The following is a 15813-nucleotide window of genomic DNA, read 5'->3' on the forward strand; positions in this document are numbered from 1 at the left end:
AACTAAAAGTTTTTTACGCTGACATGTTCTCGCTTGAGTTTGTATCGTGATTTTAATATCGGAACCTTTACATTCGTCATATCAAAATCATTGAACTCTTAAGATACATTGTTACCTCGTTAGCCCAGTCGTTGGAGACAACTGGACTAACTCAATAAACTGGCGACACTTCAAACTAATTAAAGTTTAAAGTGCTGTCGTTATCATCAAATAACGCCAGTTTATTGTTTCTAAGTTTATTTTTTAACTTAGAGATTTTTCCTAATTTTTAAAGAACTTCTTTGTTTCTTCAGCCAATATGACTGTTAATAAACTCTAGTTACTTTTGTAACTAAAACTCATTAACAGGGATATTGGTGGAGCTATGCGGGATCGAACCGCAGACCTCCTGCGTGCAAGGCAGGCGCTCTCCCAGCTGAGCTATAGCCCCAATCGGGTAATCAGCAGGTGATCTTTCTTCCCCTGATTTCATTTCTGACTAACGATTTAGTGCAAAAATTGGTGGGTCTGGGTGGATTTGAACCACCGACCTCACCCTTATCAGGGGTGCGCTCTAACCAACTGAGCTACAGACCCAGGTCGTTCTCATCTTTTCAGTAATTCAGAAATAATTTATGTGAAAGCTAGCTTAAGCTCGCAACCGTCTTTGTCTTAAAGGAGGTGATCCAGCCCCAGCTTCCGCTAGGGCTACCTTGTTACGACTTCACCCCAGTCATGAATCACAAAGTGGTGAGCGCCCTCCCGAAGGTTAGACTACCCACTTCTTTTGCAACCCACTCCCATGGTGTGACGGGCGGTGTGTACAAGGCCCGGGAACGTATTCACCGTGACATTCTGATTCACGATTACTAGCGATTCCGACTTCACGGAGTCGAGTTGCAGACTCCGATCCGGACTACGAGAGGTTTTATGAGATTCGCGCACTGTCGCCAGTTGGCTGCTCTTTGTACCCCCCATTGTAGCACGTGTGTAGCCCATCCCATAAGGGCCATGATGACTTGACGTCGTCCCCGCCTTCCTCCGGTTTATCACCGGCAGTCTCATTAGAGTTCTCAACTAAATGTTAGCAACTAATGATAAGGGTTGCGCTCGTTGCGGGACTTAACCCAACATCTCACGACACGAGCTGACGACAGCCATGCAGCACCTGTCACTGCGTTCCCGAAGGCACCAATCTATCTCTAGAAAGTTCGCAGGATGTCAAGGGATGGTAAGGTTCTTCGCGTTGCATCGAATTAAACCACATGCTCCACCGCTTGTGCGGGCCCCCGTCAATTCCTTTGAGTTTTAATCTTGCGACCGTACTCCCCAGGCGGTCAACTTATCGCGTTAGCTACGCTACTAACCTTTTTAATAAGGCCAACAGCTAGTTGACATCGTTTACGGCTTGGACTACCGGGGTATCTAATCCCGTTCGCTACCCAAGCTTTCGCACCTCAGCGTCAGTTTTAAGCCAGGAAGTCGCCTTCGCCACTGATGTTCCTCCAGATATCTACGCATTTCACTGCTACACCTGGAATTCCACTTCCCTCTCTTAAACTCTAGATTGCCAGTATCGGATGCAGTTCCTAGGTTGAGCCCAGGGCTTTCACAACCGACTTAACAGTCCGCCTACGCGCGCTTTACGCCCAGTAATTCCGAATAACGCTTGCACCCTCTGTATTACCGCGGCTGCTGGCACAGAGTTAGCCGGTGCTTCTTCTAAAGTTAACGTCAAACTAAGCAGGTATTAGCTACTTAATCTTCCTCACAATTGAAAGTGCTTTACAACCCTCGGGCCTTCTTCACACACGCGGCATGGCTGCATCAAGGTTTCCCTCATTGTGCAATATTCCCCACTGCTGCCTCCCGTAGGAGTCTGGGCCGTGTCTCAGTCCCAGTGTGGCTGATCATCCTCTCAAACCAGCTATAGATCGTCGCCTTGGTAGGCCTTTACCCTACCAACTAGCTAATCTAACGCGGGCTCATCCTTTAGCGATACCTTCCAAGGAGAGGGCACCTTTACTCCGTAGAGCATATTCGGTATTAGCATACGTTTCCATATGTTGTCCCCAACTAAAGGGTAGATTCCCACGCGTTACTCACCCGTCCGCCACTCGACGCCCAAAAACGCACACCGAAGTGATTGTTCTTGTCGTTTCCGTCCGACTTGCATGTGTTAGGCCTGCCGCCAGCGTTCATTCTGAGCCAGGATCAAACTCTTCAGTTTAATCTTGATTATGTTTTTTAATGAGCTTAACTGCTCACAAAACTCTCGAAATTAACAAGGTACATGTTTTACCATATACATAGTTGTCGAGATTTTTTATATTTGCGGTTACTCACTTAAGTAACTTCCACATAAATTATCTCTGAATTACCTGATTTTTAAAGAACTCTTGGTCTTCCTTACCAAGCCGTCTCACTTCGTGTTCCGTCTCAGTAAGCCGCGTATTATAGGCTTAACTTCTAATCAGCGTCAAGCTTTTTTTACGCTTTTTTTTCGAAGTTTTTATTCTCGATTTTCATCTCAAATAGCCACTCAAAAAACCCTTTTAAACACTTCCAAATTCCGCTGCCGTAGCTGCTTTATTTGAGCTCTGTTTGAAAGAGATGCGTATTCTAACCGCCACCCGTTTTTTTGCAACCCTTTTCTTTACTTTTTTTAAAGTTTTTTGACATTCAAATGACGATTCATACCAAATCCCTTGTAATATAAAGGACTTAGAGTTTTAGACTAATTTGAAGTAAATCTAAACAGCTTCATTACCTTTAACCCTGAAACCAAAAACCGCCAGGCCTGGCGGTTTTTAGTGCTTCTTAAAAGTAAAACAGATCTACTTATATAATATAAAAAGACTAGGCACTCACCGTAATGCGGGCAAACTTTCTTTTTCCGACTTGATACACTTGCTGCTCGCAGTTTTCGACAGGCGCTCTACTATCCGTTACCTTCTCACCATTAAGCTTAACCGCGCCTTGCTTCACCATTCGATGACCATCGGACGTCGAAGATACCAGTCCCGCTTCTTTTAAAAGATTGGCTAACGGCATAACGTCATTAAAAGTAAATTCAGGCATTTCGTCTGGAATGGCATTTTTTGAAAAACGAGTTTCAAAATCTTTCAAAGCGGCTTCAGCTGATTCTTTATCATGGAAACGCTCAATCAATTCTAATGCTAGTTTAATTTTAATATTACGAGGATTCTCGCCATTCTCTACCGCATTCTTATACCCAGCAATGGTTTCTAACGATTCAAATGAAAGCAATTCAAAATAGCGCCACATCAACTCGTCTGAAACCGACATCACTTTACCAAACATATCATTTGGTGCATCTTTAATCCCAATATAGTTATTTAAAGACTTCGACATTTTTTGTACCCCATCCAAACCTTCTAGGATTGGCATAGTTAAGGTACATTGAGCCTCTTTACCATAATGCTGTTGCAGAGTACGCCCCATCAATAAGTTGAACTTCTGGTCCGTCCCACCTAATTCGATATCAGAGTCTAACGCGACGGAATCATACCCTTGAACCAAAGGATATAAAAACTCATGAATAGCGATTGGCGTATTGGACTGATAACGCTCACCAAAATCATTACGCTCCAACATTCGGGCAACGGTTGTCGTTCCAGCCAGCTTAATCATATCGGCCGCACTTAATTTCGACATCCATTCTGAGTTAAACACCACCTTGGTTTTAGCAGGGTCTAAAATTTTAAACACTTGTTCTTTATAAGTTTCGGCATTTTTCAAAACATCTTCTTCCGACAAAGGCGGACGCGTCGCACTCTTTCCTGTTGGGTCACCAATCATGGCGGTAAAATCGCCAATTAAAAACAAAATCTCATGCCCTAGGTCTTGAAACTGACGCAACTTATTGATCAACACCGTATGCCCTAAATGCAAATCAGGCGCTGTTGGGTCAAAGCCGGCTTTGATTTTCAACGGCTTACCTTTTTTTAACTTTTCAATCAGTTCTTTTTCTACCAGGATTTCTTCAGCACCACGCTGAATTACTGCCATCTGTTCTTCTACTGTCTTCATCATTGTTCTACTTATCTCATTAACCGCACAAAACGGTGTCTGTATTTAATATGAGTTTACCCGTCATTTCTGCAACGGATTGATAACCATAACGGGCCATGTACTTTTCAATGCCCTGGTTGATTTTTTTGACCAACAATGGATCTTTCGCCATCGCGGTCCCCACTGCAACCATCGATGCACCCGCCAAAAGAAATTCAATGGCATCATCTGCCGAAGCAATGCCGCCCAAACCGATAATCGGCACATTGTATTGCTTTGCGACTTGATACACCTGATGCACTTTTAATAACGCTACCGGCTTAATCGCTGGGCCGGACAAACCGCCTTGATTGTTTCCAAGCGTGGGCCGAGCCGAGTGAATGTCAATTTGCATGCCCATTAACGTATTAATTGCCGACAGCATATCGGCACCGGCATCAATGACTCGGCGTGCACCTTCCGCAATATCGGTTTGATTGGGTGATAATTTCACAATCAAAGGTTTGGTCGTATTGGCCCGACAGGCTTCAACCACTTTTGCAGCCATATCAGGATCGTTTCCAAACGCCGCACCGCCTTTTTTAACATTCGGACAAGAGATATTCACCTCAATGGCCGGCAAGTCGGTTTGATCGAACAAACGAACCACTTCGGCATACTCTTCAATAGAAGAGCCGGACACATTAATAATAAATTGTGATTGGCTTAAGTCTAACTTTGGTAGATAATCTTTTATCACAGCATGAGCGCCGGGGTTTTGCAGTCCGATGGAATTCAGCAAACCACTGGCTGTTTCCATGACTCTTTCTGGTTTATTACCAAGCTTTGGCTCTAGCGTGGTGCCTTTTAAAAACACCGCGCCGACATCGCGGTTGGAAAACCCAGAAACAGCTTGGTATTCTATGCCGTACCCCGCATTCCCTGAAGCCATCGCCACAGGGTTGCGAAAATTAAGACCACACAAATTAACAGATAAATCGACCAAAATTTTTCACCACTTAAAAGTTATAACAAAATGATACACATCATCTTATATGAACCCGAAATTCCGCAGAACACCGGTGCTTTAATTCGCCTCAGCGCCAATATGGGCGCACACTTACACTTAATTCAACCTTATGCGTTTGATTTAAGTGAAAAGAAAGTTCGTCGTGCCGGCCTAGATTATGCAGAGCTCGCCAACCTTCAAGAACACCCTTCACTTGAAGCATGCCTCGAGACGATCAAGCCAAATCGCGTCTTCGCTTTGACCACAAAAACCGAGCGCTATTATACCGAACCTACTTTTGAAAACGGAGATGCTTTTTTATTCGGCCCTGAAACCCGCGGCCTTCCTAAAGACGTCATCGAAAGTTTACCTGAAGACCAACGGCTTACCATCCCAATGATTCCAGGTGGTCGAAGCTTAAACTTAGCCAATGCCGTGTCCGTTATGGCGTATGAAGCTTGGCGCCAGCTCGGCTTTGACATGAACCTCTAACAACGCCCGAGCATACTGCCCATAAAGTCTAAACGGCAAAAACCACCAGGTCTGGTGGTTTTTTATGCTACGTTCAAATTCAAACCCGCTTCAATAATCGTGACTAAGCGAACTCTAGCTCAGATCGGCCGTGGCGACGCATTAACTCTTTCACGGCTTGTTCCGCAGTGCTGTTCCCGACAATAATATTGTAGACCTGTTCCATGATCGGCAAATCCAACTGGTACTTATCCGCAATCAACTTGACTGCTTTGACGGCTTTAACCCCTTCAACCACTTGACCAATTTCTTGAATCACTTCTTCAGCAGGCCGCTGCGACTGTGCCAACATCAAACCAAAGCGACGATTACGTGACAAGTCATCGGTACAGGTCAGCACCAAATCACCCAGTCCCGACAAACCCATCATTGTTTCATGCTTCGCACCAAGTGCATCCCCAAATCGCATCATTTCAACCATACCGCGACCAATCAGTGCTGCTCGCGCATTCGCACCTAATCGCAACCCGTCGGATAAACCCGTCGCAATGGCCATGATATTTTTATAGGCACCGCCAATTTCGACCCCTACCACATCAGGCTGGGTATACATTCTAAAGGTATCACAGTGAAAAGCATCCGCCCAAAACTGAGCTTCTTCCTGGTCTCGCGACGCGCTCACCATCGCCGTCGGCAACCCTCTTGCTACTTCCGCGGCAAAAGTTGGCCCAGAGAGTACAGCAAAAGAAATGCGCTCACCCAACTCCTGCTGCACAATCTCATGCAACATTAAACTGGTATCCGGCTCAAATCCTTTGGTTGCCCAGGCCAAGTGATAATGACCTTTAGACCCCATCATAATGTGATGCATTTTCTGAAGCACTTCCCGAAAAGCCTGACTAGGAACCACCATTAATACAGCATCAACATCCGTTAAGGTCGCCTTTAAATCACTTTGCACACTTAACAAGTCTGGAAAAGGCACCCCTTTCAGGTAGCGTACATTTTCTCTTGCTGACTCGAGCGTTGCGGCATTTTCAGGATTGTGATCCCAAAGCTTAACCTGATGACCAATTCGAGACAAATGAATTGCCAACGCCGACCCCCAGGCACCAGCACCTAATACGGCAATCGTCAAAGGTTTATTGGCTATTGTCACGCAGTCTCTACCAGTTTATTGTTTCGTTGATTCAGCTTGTTTTTGCAAATGATCTGCATAAATCCCTTCAAAGTTCACTGGCTCCAGTAATAATTGTGGGAATCCACCACGCGTTACTAGATCAGAAACGGCTTCACGCGCGTAAGGGAACAAGGTATTTGGACATTGAACTCCTAACAAATAATTCGTTTCACCTTCATCAAAGCCCATTAGAGTGAAAATACCCGCTTGCTCAACTTCACATAGGAAAGCAGTCTTATCATCCATTTTAGTTGTCGCGGTAACGCGCACAACTACGTGAAACACACCTTCTTCTAAAGAGCGGCTTTCGACATTCAAGTCAACATCCAGCTGTGGTTGAAAGTCTTGTGTGAAAATTTCTGGTGAATTTGGCGCTTCAAACGACACGTTACGCGTGTAGACTTTTTGAATCCCAAACTGTTTTTCTTGGTTTTCTTCTGACATCTTGCCTTTAATCCTTAATTAATTACTTTGCTAAAATCTGATCCAACTCACCAGAACGGTCGGCAGCAGATAAATCGTCAAAACCACCGATATGCTGTTCACCTACAAAAACCTGCGGTACGGTATTGCGCCCCGTCTTTTCCTGTAACTCCTGCCACATCGAACGATCCGTTCCGACATCAATCACATCGTATGTCAATCCTTTACCATCCAATAAACTCTTAGCCATGGTGCAAAAAGGACAGGTTTTTGTCGCATAAATAATGATTTCTGGTTGTGTTGAACTCACTTTTTTTCCTTTCTTAGCTTTTTTTTTGAAACGGGCTTATTCAAAGGCAACCCTGCATTTTTCCAAGACATCACCCCGCCACTCAAATTATGAACTTTGGTAAAGCCTTGTTTAACCAAGGCTTTGGCTACGGAAGCCGAACGCATGCCTGACTGACAATACACCAATACATCTTCATCCTTGTGCTTCGCGACCATTTCTGGTTTTTTGGCAACCTCAGAGGATGAAATATTATCCGCTTCCCCGATGTACCCTGTTTTATATTCTGCATCGGTACGGACATCCAACACCCAAGCACCGGAATTATATAGTCGCACCGCCTCATCTGCATTGACAGAGCGATACCCTGAAACCTTGTCTCCAAAATAACTGAAAATCAACATCATGACGATGACGCCTAATGCAATAAACAGAAAAATTTGCTCTTCCACAAATTCAATAAACATTCGTTTTCCCTTAAACTAACATATGAATCAAAATTCAAAGCTAATGATTTTAACAGTGAAACTGGTTACAATAAATGACATTTTGAAATTTTTATACGTTTTGCCGAGAATGTCACCCTACTCTGCGAAACATCTTCTCAAAAGGAAACGATATGACAAAACCCGTGCAAATTAAAAACCGACCAACTGGATTGATCATCTTGGATGGCTGGGGACATCGTGAAGCAACACAACACAATGCCATTGCACAAGCCCATACGCCAAACTGGGACAACCTACTTAAAGACTATCACCACACCTTGATCAATACTTCCGGTATGGCCGTAGGGTTGCCTGAAGGGCAAATGGGGAATTCCGAAGTCGGCCATATGAACCTCGGCGCTGGACGCGTGGTTTACCAGGAACTGACTCGCATTCAGAAAGACATCGATGATGGACGCTTTTTTGAAAACAACGCTTTAGTCAAAGCAATTGATGCGGCCAGCAACCGCAACCACAAAGTCCATATTTTAGGCCTTCTATCAGATGGTGGGGTGCACTCACACATCAGCCACATCAAGGCCAGCATTAAAATGGCTCACGACCGCGGCGCCAAAGTGTATGTACACATCTTCACTGACGGACGAGACACGGCACCGCAAAGCGCACTTCAGTATATTGAAGAGCTCGAAACCTTCATGAAAGAACTGGGCGGCGGACGCATTGCATCGGTTACAGGCCGTTACTTTGCATTAGACCGTGACAACCGTTGGGAGCGCGTCAAAAAAGCGTACGATGCCATTGCCTGCGGTTCAGCGGAATTTGAAGCGAAAAATGCAAAAGAAGCTGTAGAGATGGCTTATGCTCGAGGTGAAAATGATGAGTTTATTCAAGCCACCGTCATCCCTCGCAACAATGGCAAACCAGCCCGTGTTAAAGATGGTGACTCCGTTATTTTCATGAACTTCCGCTCCGACCGGGCGCGCCAGTTGACCGAAGCCTTCATCATGGATGACTTTGCTGACTTTCATCGCTGTAAAACACCGGTTTTATCTGCTTTTGTCACACTTACAGAGTACAAAAAGAATTTTGAAAAATTTGGCGCACTGGTAGCCTATCGTCCAACCAGCCTTCGAAACACCTTCGGAGAGTTTGTTTCGAAAAAAGGTTTAAAACAACTTCGCATTGCAGAAACTGAGAAATACGCCCATGTCACTTTCTTTTTTAACGGTGGCGTTGAAGAACCGAATGACAATGAAGTGCGTGTATTAATTAACTCCCCGCAAGTTGCAACATACGATCTGCAACCTGAAATGAGCTTACCGGAGCTTAAAGAAAAGCTCATTGCTGCGATTAAATCAGGGGAATATGATACCTTTATCTGTAACATCGCCAACCCAGACATGGTTGGGCACACAGGGGATTTTAATGCCTGCGTCCAAGCAGCTGAAGCGGTTGATGAAGCTTTAGGCGAAATTTTAACAACCCTCAAAGCGGTCGATGGTGAAGCCATTGTGACTGCAGATCATGGTAATATGGAAATGCTGTTCAATGAAGAAACCGGCAAACCGCTAACATCACACACCACTTTCCCTGTGCCTTTCGTTTATTTTGGCAAGAAAGGCTATCCATTGAAGGATGGTGGGGCGTTATGCGACGTGATTCCAACCTTGTTAGACATGATGGGAATTGAAAAACCAGAAGAAATGACCGGCATCTCCTTAATTGACAAAGCTTAATGCCAAGAAAGTGCACCCAAATTCAGCCAGGCCTGGCTGTTTTTGGATGACACTTTGCTAAATAGAACAAATTTCATTTCTTATCTACATTCCCAATATTTTACTAGCGAGGGCATGCTAAACATTGCTTTCAAACCGCTAAAAAAGTATAATTTCGCACCATTTTAATTTTTTCGCACTCAGATACCCAAACGTACCCTAAAAAGTGCCTTTATAACAACGTGTTATAAATGTTTACAGACAGGAAACTGAATTATGAATTCACTCAACAGCTTACAAGGTCTATATTCTCCTGAATTTGAAAGAGAGAACTGTGGTTTCGGCATGATCGCCCAAATGGACGACAAGCCGAGTCATTGGGCGGTTCAAACAGCGATTGAATCCTTGGCCAATATGACTCACCGTGGTGGTGTCGCCGCAGACTGTTGCACCGGGGATGGCTGTGGTTTATTGATTAAAAAGCCAAATGCGTTCCTTCGCCAAGAAGCCAAGGATCTTGGATTTACCCTGTCTGAAAACTATGCCAGCGGTATGATTTTCTTAAACCAAGACGCTGATAAAGCGGCCTTTGCGAGAGCTGAGCTGGAAAAAGCACTGGAATCTAAAGGGCTGAGCATTGCGGGTTGGCGAAAAGTCCCTGTTGCTTCAGAAGTACTGGGGGCACAAGCAGCTGGTATGGAGCCGCTAATTGAACAGGTGTATATCAACGCACCTGTCGAGATGAGTGATGCTGACTTTAACCGAGCATTGTTTGTTGCTCGCCGTAAAACGGAAATGGCGGTTGAGCCAAAAGATGAAACTTTTTACATCGCCTCTTTACATAGCCAACTGATTTCCTATAAAGGTCTGGTGATGCCAAAAGAACTGCCTGAGTTCTATTTGGATTTAAAAGATGAACGATTCGAATCTTCTTTGATTTCTTATCATCAGCGTTTTTCAACCAACACTTTGCCACAGTGGCGTTTGGCGCAACCTTTCCGCTTCTTAGCACACAATGGTGAGTTGAATACCATCAAAGGGAATCGTAACTGGGCTTTAGCGCGACAAAGTAAATTTGAAACGCCATTAATTCCCGAGCTGTCTGATTTAAAACCGCTTGTTGCACAAGAAGGCTCTGACTCCAACTCTCTAGATAACATGCTGGAAGTGTTGATGATGGGTGACATGCCCGTTTTCCAAGCACTGCGTTTATTGATCCCGCCAGCTTGGCAAAATATGCCACACATGGATCCAGACCTAAAAGCTTTCCTAGAGTATAACTCTATGCATATGGAACCATGGGATGGACCAGCCGGGATGGTAATCAACACTGGTAAATATGCCATTTGCGGTGTTGACCGAAATGGTTTACGTCCAACACGTTATGTGATTACCAAAGACCGTCACATTACCTTTGCCTCTGAAATCGGTGTCTATAATTATGCACCTGAAGATGTGGTTGAAAAAGGTCGCCTAAAACCTGGTCAAGTCATTGCGGTAGACCTTGAAGCTGGAAAACTGCTTAAACCGGAAGACATTGATGCTGGCTTAAAAGCCGCCAAGCCTTATCGTGAATGGATGGATAAAGGCTACATGCATCTTGAAGAACGTTTGGACAGCGAAGACCATACATTCGACTGGGACAGCAACGAAGCCGACATTTATCAAAAATACTACCAGGTCACTTTTGAAGAACGGGATCAGGTCATCCGTGTGTTGGCTGAAGCCGGGCAAGAAGCCACTGGCTCAATGGGGGACGATGCCCCGCTACCGGTCTTTTCTCATAAAGAACGCTCGGTGTTTGACTATTTCCGTCAAATGTTTGCTCAGGTCACCAACCCACCGATTGACCCGTTGCGTGAAAACATCGTCATGTCTTTGAATACCTGTTTTGGGCGTGAGCTCAACATGTTTGACGAAGGCGAAGACCATGCGCGTCGTTTAGAATCACAATCACCGATTTTATCGCCCTCGATGATGAAACACTTAACCAGCATTGTGGATGATAATTATCGCAACCAACGCATTTCTCTACATTACACCCCTGAAAACACAGACTTGAAAGCAGCGACCATCGCGGTTTGTGAGCAAGCAGTTGAAGCGGTTAAGAATGGTGTGACATTACTTATTTTAAGTGACCTGAACATTGAAAAAGGGTTGATTACGGTTCCGGCTGCGATGGCAACAGGTGCGGTGCATCACCGTTTAATTGCTGAAGGCCTGCGCCCTGAAGCTAACATCATTGTCGAAACGGGTACAGCCCGTGACCCTCATCACTTTGCCGTATTATTTGGTTATGGGGCAACAGCGGTCTATCCTTATTTAGCCTATGAAAGCTTACAGGATATGATTCGTACCAAGGAACTTGATGAAAAAGTTGGCATTTCTGAGTACATCAAAAATTACCGTAAAGGGATCAACAAAGGGTTGTTCAAAATCCTTTCGAAAATGGGGATTTCAACCATCACCTCTTACCGTGGTTCACAATTATTTGAAGCCGTTGGTTTGAGCAAGGAAATTGTTGACCTATGTTTCAAAGGCACTCCGACTCGCATCGAAGGGACACGCTTTGAACACTTACAAGCTGACCTAATCAAGACGTCAAAATATGCCTTTAACCCTCGTAAATTCTTACAACCTGGTGGGTTGTTGAAGTATGTGCATGGCGGTGAATATCATGCCTACAACCCTGATGTGGTCAATTATTTGCGTGAAGCCGTACAAAAAGGCGACCAAATCGCCTATAACAAATTTGCCAAACTGGTCAATGAACGCCCTGCGATGACGGTTCGCGACCTGATTGGCTTTAAAGACGGGATTAAATCAATAGATTTATCAGACGTTGAGCCGGTTGAGTCTATTTACAAACGATTTGATTCCGCAGGGATCTCATTAGGTGCCCTTTCACCAGAAGCGCACGAGGCCTTGGCAATTGCGATGAACCGCATTGGTGCTCGCTCAAACTCTGGCGAAGGTGCTGAAGACCCAGCCCGTTACGGTACGGAAAAGATGTCGAAGATCAAGCAGATCGCATCCGGTCGTTTTGGGGTGACTGCACACTATTTACGCAATGCTGAAGTCCTACAGATTAAAGTGGCCCAAGGAGCAAAACCAGGAGAAGGTGGACAGCTTCCAGGTCATAAAGTGGATGCAACCATTGCGAAACTGCGTCACTCGGTTGAAGGCGTTACCTTAATTTCACCACCGCCACATCATGATATTTATTCAATTGAAGATTTGGCTCAGCTTATTTTCGACCTGAAACAAGTTAACCCGAATGCTTTGGTTTCAGTGAAATTGGTTGCGGAACCAGGTGTAGGGACCATTGCAGCCGGTGTTGCAAAAGCCTATGCTGATTTAATCACTATCTCAGGTTACGATGGCGGGACGGGTGCCAGCCCGCTGACCTCGGTAAAATATGCCGGTAACCCATTCGAAATGGGACTGGCTGAAGCACACCAGGTACTGCGTGCGAATGACTTGCGTGGACAAGTTATCCTGCAAGCTGATGGTGGGTTAAAAACAGGATTGGATGTTATCAAGGCCGCGATATTAGGGGCAGAGTCATTCGGATTCGGAACAGCACCAATGGTCGCACTTGGCTGTAAATACTTACGTATCTGTCACTTGAATACGTGTGCTGTAGGGGTGGCAACACAAGATGAAAGACTACGTAAAGAACACTTTATCGGTATGCCTGAAATGGTTATCAACTATTTCCGTTTTGTTGCAGAAGAAACGCGTGAGTGGCTTGCTAAACTAGGTGTCGCCAAACTGGAAGACTTGGTCGGCCGCGTTGACCTTCTGAAGATGATTGACCAACCTCTGACAGATAAACAAAACAGTATTGACCTAACGCCGTTTATTACGGATGGTGGCGTTCCTGAAAACAAACCGCAAACGGTGCAGGTCTCTCGCAACAACCCTTGGGATGATGGTCATATTGCGGAAGAAATGGTTAAAACCGTTTTACCTGCCATTGAAAATAAAACAGGCGGTGAGTTTGGTTTCCATCTTGTTAATACCGGGCGTTCAATCGGGGCTCGTATTGCAGGTGAAATCGCGCAGCGCTATGGCAACCATGGCATGAAAGATGCACCAATTACCTTATCTCTAACAGGCATTGCTGGGCAATCATTTGGGGTATTCAACGTGGACGGCCTAAACCTTCATCTTCAGGGGGATGCGAACGATTATGTTGGTAAAGGCATGTCAGGCGGTGAAATTGTAGTTCGCCCAGTCAAAGAACATGGATTTGATCCACACAACACCCCAATCGTTGGGAACACTTGTTTATACGGTGCAACCGGTGGAAAACTATTTGCTAACGGTACAGGTGGAGAACGTTTCGCTGTTCGTAATTCCGGTGCGACGGCAGTTGTTGAAGGTTTAGGTGATCATGGTTGTGAATACATGACAGGTGGTTGCGTTGTGAGCTTAGGACAAGTGGGCGTTAACTTCGGTGCCGGAATGTCTGGCGGGATGGCCTTCATCCTAGATTTAGACAGAACGTTACCAGATCGTTTGAACACGGAAATGGTAGAAGCGGTTCGTATTGATACAGAATCAACGGAAGCGTATCGTGTCTATTTACAAGAACTACTGACAGAGTATGTTGAAAAAACCGGCAGTCAATTTGGGCAAGAAGTTATCGATAATTTCAGTCGCTACTTGCATAACTTCTGGTTAGTGAAATCACGCGCCATTAACGTTGATAAATTATTAGATTTATTCGCCCACGGCGGTGATGGGGAATAAAGGGAGCTAATCATGGGAAATGTAAGACAATTTTTAGAACTAGATCGCCAGCTTCCATCTAAGAAAGATGCGATGGAACGTAAGGAAAACTTTGAAGAAATTTATACAGAGTTTGATCCACAACGAGCCATGGCGCAAGCTGACCGCTGCCTTCATTGCGGGAACCCTTATTGTGAATGGGCTTGTCCTGTTCACAACTATATTCCTAACTGGTTAAAATTGGTGTCGGAAGGCAACATCATTGAAGCTGCCGAGTTATCACACCAAACAAACTCTTTACCAGAGATGTGTGGTCGAATCTGTCCACAAGATCGTTTATGTGAAGAAGCCTGTACTTTAGAAGACACCAATTTTGGTGCCGTCACGATTGGTGCGGTGGAAAAATATATCACCGATACGGCTACTGACATGGGCTGGACACCGACACTTGATAATGTCACGATGACTGACAAAAAAGTGGCAATCATTGGATCTGGACCTGCTGGACTCGGTTGTGCAGACATCTTAATTCGTAATGGCGTAAAGCCTATCGTGTTTGAAAAAGAACAAGAAATCGGTGGGTTGCTAACGTTTGGTATTCCACAGTTTAAGTTGGATAAAGACATTGTAGTGAAACGCCGTAAGATTCTTGAAGGTATGGGCGTTGAGTTCCATTGCAACACCGAGATCGGCAAGGATATCGCATTTGACGCTCTACTTTCAGATTATGATGCGGTCTTCCTAGGTATGGGAACTTACAAGCCGATGGCTGGACGCTTCCCAGGTGAAGATCTACCTCAAGTCTATAAAGCACTCGACTTCTTAATTGGTAACGTTAAAAACGAACTGAAAATGGCACAAAGCCCTGAGCCTTTTGTTTCGATGAAAGGCAAGCGTGTTGTCGTATTAGGCGGTGGTGACACCACTATGGACTGTACACGTACTTCTATCCGTCAAGGCGCTTCTGAAGTTTACTGCGTCTATCGTCGTGACGAGGAAAACATGCCTGGTTCAAGAGCCGAAGTGAAAAATGCCAAGGAAGAAGGCGTTCAATTCAAATTCAACCTGGCACCGGTCGAAGTCATTGAAAAAGATGGGCAAGTCGCTGGCATCAAGGTCATTCAAACCCGCATGGGTGAACCTGATGAAAATGGTCGTCGTCGAGCAGAAATGGTTGAAGGATCTGAAACCATCATTGATTGCGATGCCGTCATCGTAGCGTTTGGGTTCCAGCCGAATCCGCCAGAATGGTTTAATGACTTCGACATCAACTTGACAGATTGGCGCACTGTGGTTGCAAAAGAAGAGTCTGAGTTCCCTTTCCAAACCTCAAACCCTAAAATATTTGCAGGGGGCGACATGGTACGAGGTTCAAGCCTTGTCGTACACGCTATCGCAGAAGGCCGGAAAGCAGCTGAAGGGATTTTGGATTACTTAGAGGTTTAGGTTTAATAAGTTAAATTCCAACTTTCTTTCATTCAGATACAAAAAAGGCCGTTTTAAACGGCCTTTTTTATTATCCCGACCTTTAAGTTTAATTCTACCCA

General features: G+C 44.9%; 10 protein-coding genes, 2 tRNA genes and 1 rRNA gene. 4 read left to right on the forward strand and 9 right to left on the reverse strand.

Going from position 1 to position 15813, the window contains the following annotated elements:
* Positions 1 to 354: 354 nt before the first annotated feature.
* The 5 genes from GHNINEIG_RS10260 to GHNINEIG_RS10280 form a co-directional block, all read right to left on the reverse strand.
* A tRNA-Ala gene (locus GHNINEIG_RS10260) sits at positions 355 to 430 on the reverse strand.
* A 69-nt stretch (positions 431 to 499) separates the two neighbouring features.
* A tRNA-Ile gene (locus tag GHNINEIG_RS10265) sits at positions 500 to 576 on the reverse strand.
* Between the two features lie 77 nt (positions 577 to 653).
* Positions 654 to 2209: ribosomal RNA gene (locus GHNINEIG_RS10270) — 16S ribosomal RNA — on the reverse strand.
* A gap of 629 nt (positions 2210 to 2838) precedes the next feature.
* Positions 2839 to 4032, reverse strand: a complete 1194-nt coding sequence (tyrS, locus tag GHNINEIG_RS10275; protein ID WP_223260968.1) for a tyrosine--tRNA ligase — start codon at positions 4030 to 4032, stop codon at positions 2839 to 2841.
* A gap of 19 nt (positions 4033 to 4051) precedes the next feature.
* On the reverse strand, positions 4052 to 4999 hold the full coding sequence (locus GHNINEIG_RS10280) for a dihydroorotate dehydrogenase (protein WP_135796564.1): 948 nt from the start codon (positions 4997 to 4999) through the stop codon (positions 4052 to 4054).
* Between the two features lie 30 nt (positions 5000 to 5029).
* Between GHNINEIG_RS10280 and GHNINEIG_RS10285 the strand changes: the two genes are divergently transcribed.
* A complete protein-coding gene (locus tag GHNINEIG_RS10285; RefSeq protein ID WP_135796565.1) occupies positions 5030 to 5494 on the forward strand; it encodes a tRNA (cytidine(34)-2'-O)-methyltransferase in 465 nt (154 codons plus the stop codon).
* A 103-nt stretch (positions 5495 to 5597) separates the two neighbouring features.
* Here GHNINEIG_RS10285 and GHNINEIG_RS10290 read toward each other — a convergent pair whose 3' ends face one another.
* Genes GHNINEIG_RS10290 through GHNINEIG_RS10305 form a run of 4 tightly spaced genes read right to left on the reverse strand, consistent with a single transcriptional unit; the run spans position 5598 to position 7832 of the window.
* A complete protein-coding gene (locus GHNINEIG_RS10290) occupies positions 5598 to 6632 on the reverse strand; it encodes an NAD(P)H-dependent glycerol-3-phosphate dehydrogenase (RefSeq protein WP_135796566.1) in 1035 nt (344 codons plus the stop codon).
* 15 nt (positions 6633 to 6647) lie between these two features.
* Positions 6648 to 7097 carry a protein-export chaperone SecB gene (gene secB / locus GHNINEIG_RS10295; protein WP_135796567.1) on the reverse strand — a complete coding sequence of 150 codons (450 nt, stop codon included), beginning with the start codon at positions 7095 to 7097 and terminating at the stop codon, positions 6648 to 6650.
* Between the two features lie 22 nt (positions 7098 to 7119).
* Positions 7120 to 7386, reverse strand: coding sequence for a glutaredoxin 3 (gene grxC, locus GHNINEIG_RS10300; protein ID WP_135796568.1), 267 nt, complete (start codon positions 7384 to 7386; stop codon positions 7120 to 7122).
* Positions 7383 to 7832 (reverse strand): rhodanese-like domain-containing protein, encoded by a 450-nt coding sequence (locus GHNINEIG_RS10305; RefSeq protein ID WP_135796569.1) that lies wholly within the window; start codon positions 7830 to 7832, stop codon positions 7383 to 7385. The genes grxC and GHNINEIG_RS10305 overlap by 4 nt, the downstream gene beginning before the upstream one ends.
* A 152-nt stretch (positions 7833 to 7984) precedes the next feature.
* On the opposite strand from GHNINEIG_RS10305, the gene gpmI reads away from it, so the two are divergent.
* The 3 genes from gpmI to GHNINEIG_RS10320 all read left to right on the forward strand — a co-directional run bounded on the left by gpmI (position 7985) and on the right by GHNINEIG_RS10320 (position 15712).
* Positions 7985 to 9550 (forward strand): 2,3-bisphosphoglycerate-independent phosphoglycerate mutase, encoded by a 1566-nt coding sequence (gene gpmI, locus GHNINEIG_RS10310; protein ID WP_135796570.1) that lies wholly within the window; start codon positions 7985 to 7987, stop codon positions 9548 to 9550.
* A gap of 255 nt (positions 9551 to 9805) precedes the next feature.
* A complete protein-coding gene (gltB, locus tag GHNINEIG_RS10315; RefSeq protein ID WP_135796571.1) occupies positions 9806 to 14287 on the forward strand; it encodes a glutamate synthase large subunit in 4482 nt (1493 codons plus the stop codon).
* A 12-nt stretch (positions 14288 to 14299) separates the two neighbouring features.
* Positions 14300 to 15712 carry an FAD-dependent oxidoreductase gene (locus GHNINEIG_RS10320; RefSeq protein ID WP_135796572.1) on the forward strand — a complete coding sequence of 471 codons (1413 nt, stop codon included), beginning with the start codon at positions 14300 to 14302 and terminating at the stop codon, positions 15710 to 15712.
* Positions 15713 to 15813: the final 101 nt, after the last annotated feature.

Origin of the sequence: Hydrogenovibrio crunogenus, from assembly GCF_004786015.1 — a bacterium.
GTDB classification, from domain to species: domain Bacteria; phylum Pseudomonadota; class Gammaproteobacteria; order Thiomicrospirales; family Thiomicrospiraceae; genus Hydrogenovibrio; species Hydrogenovibrio crunogenus.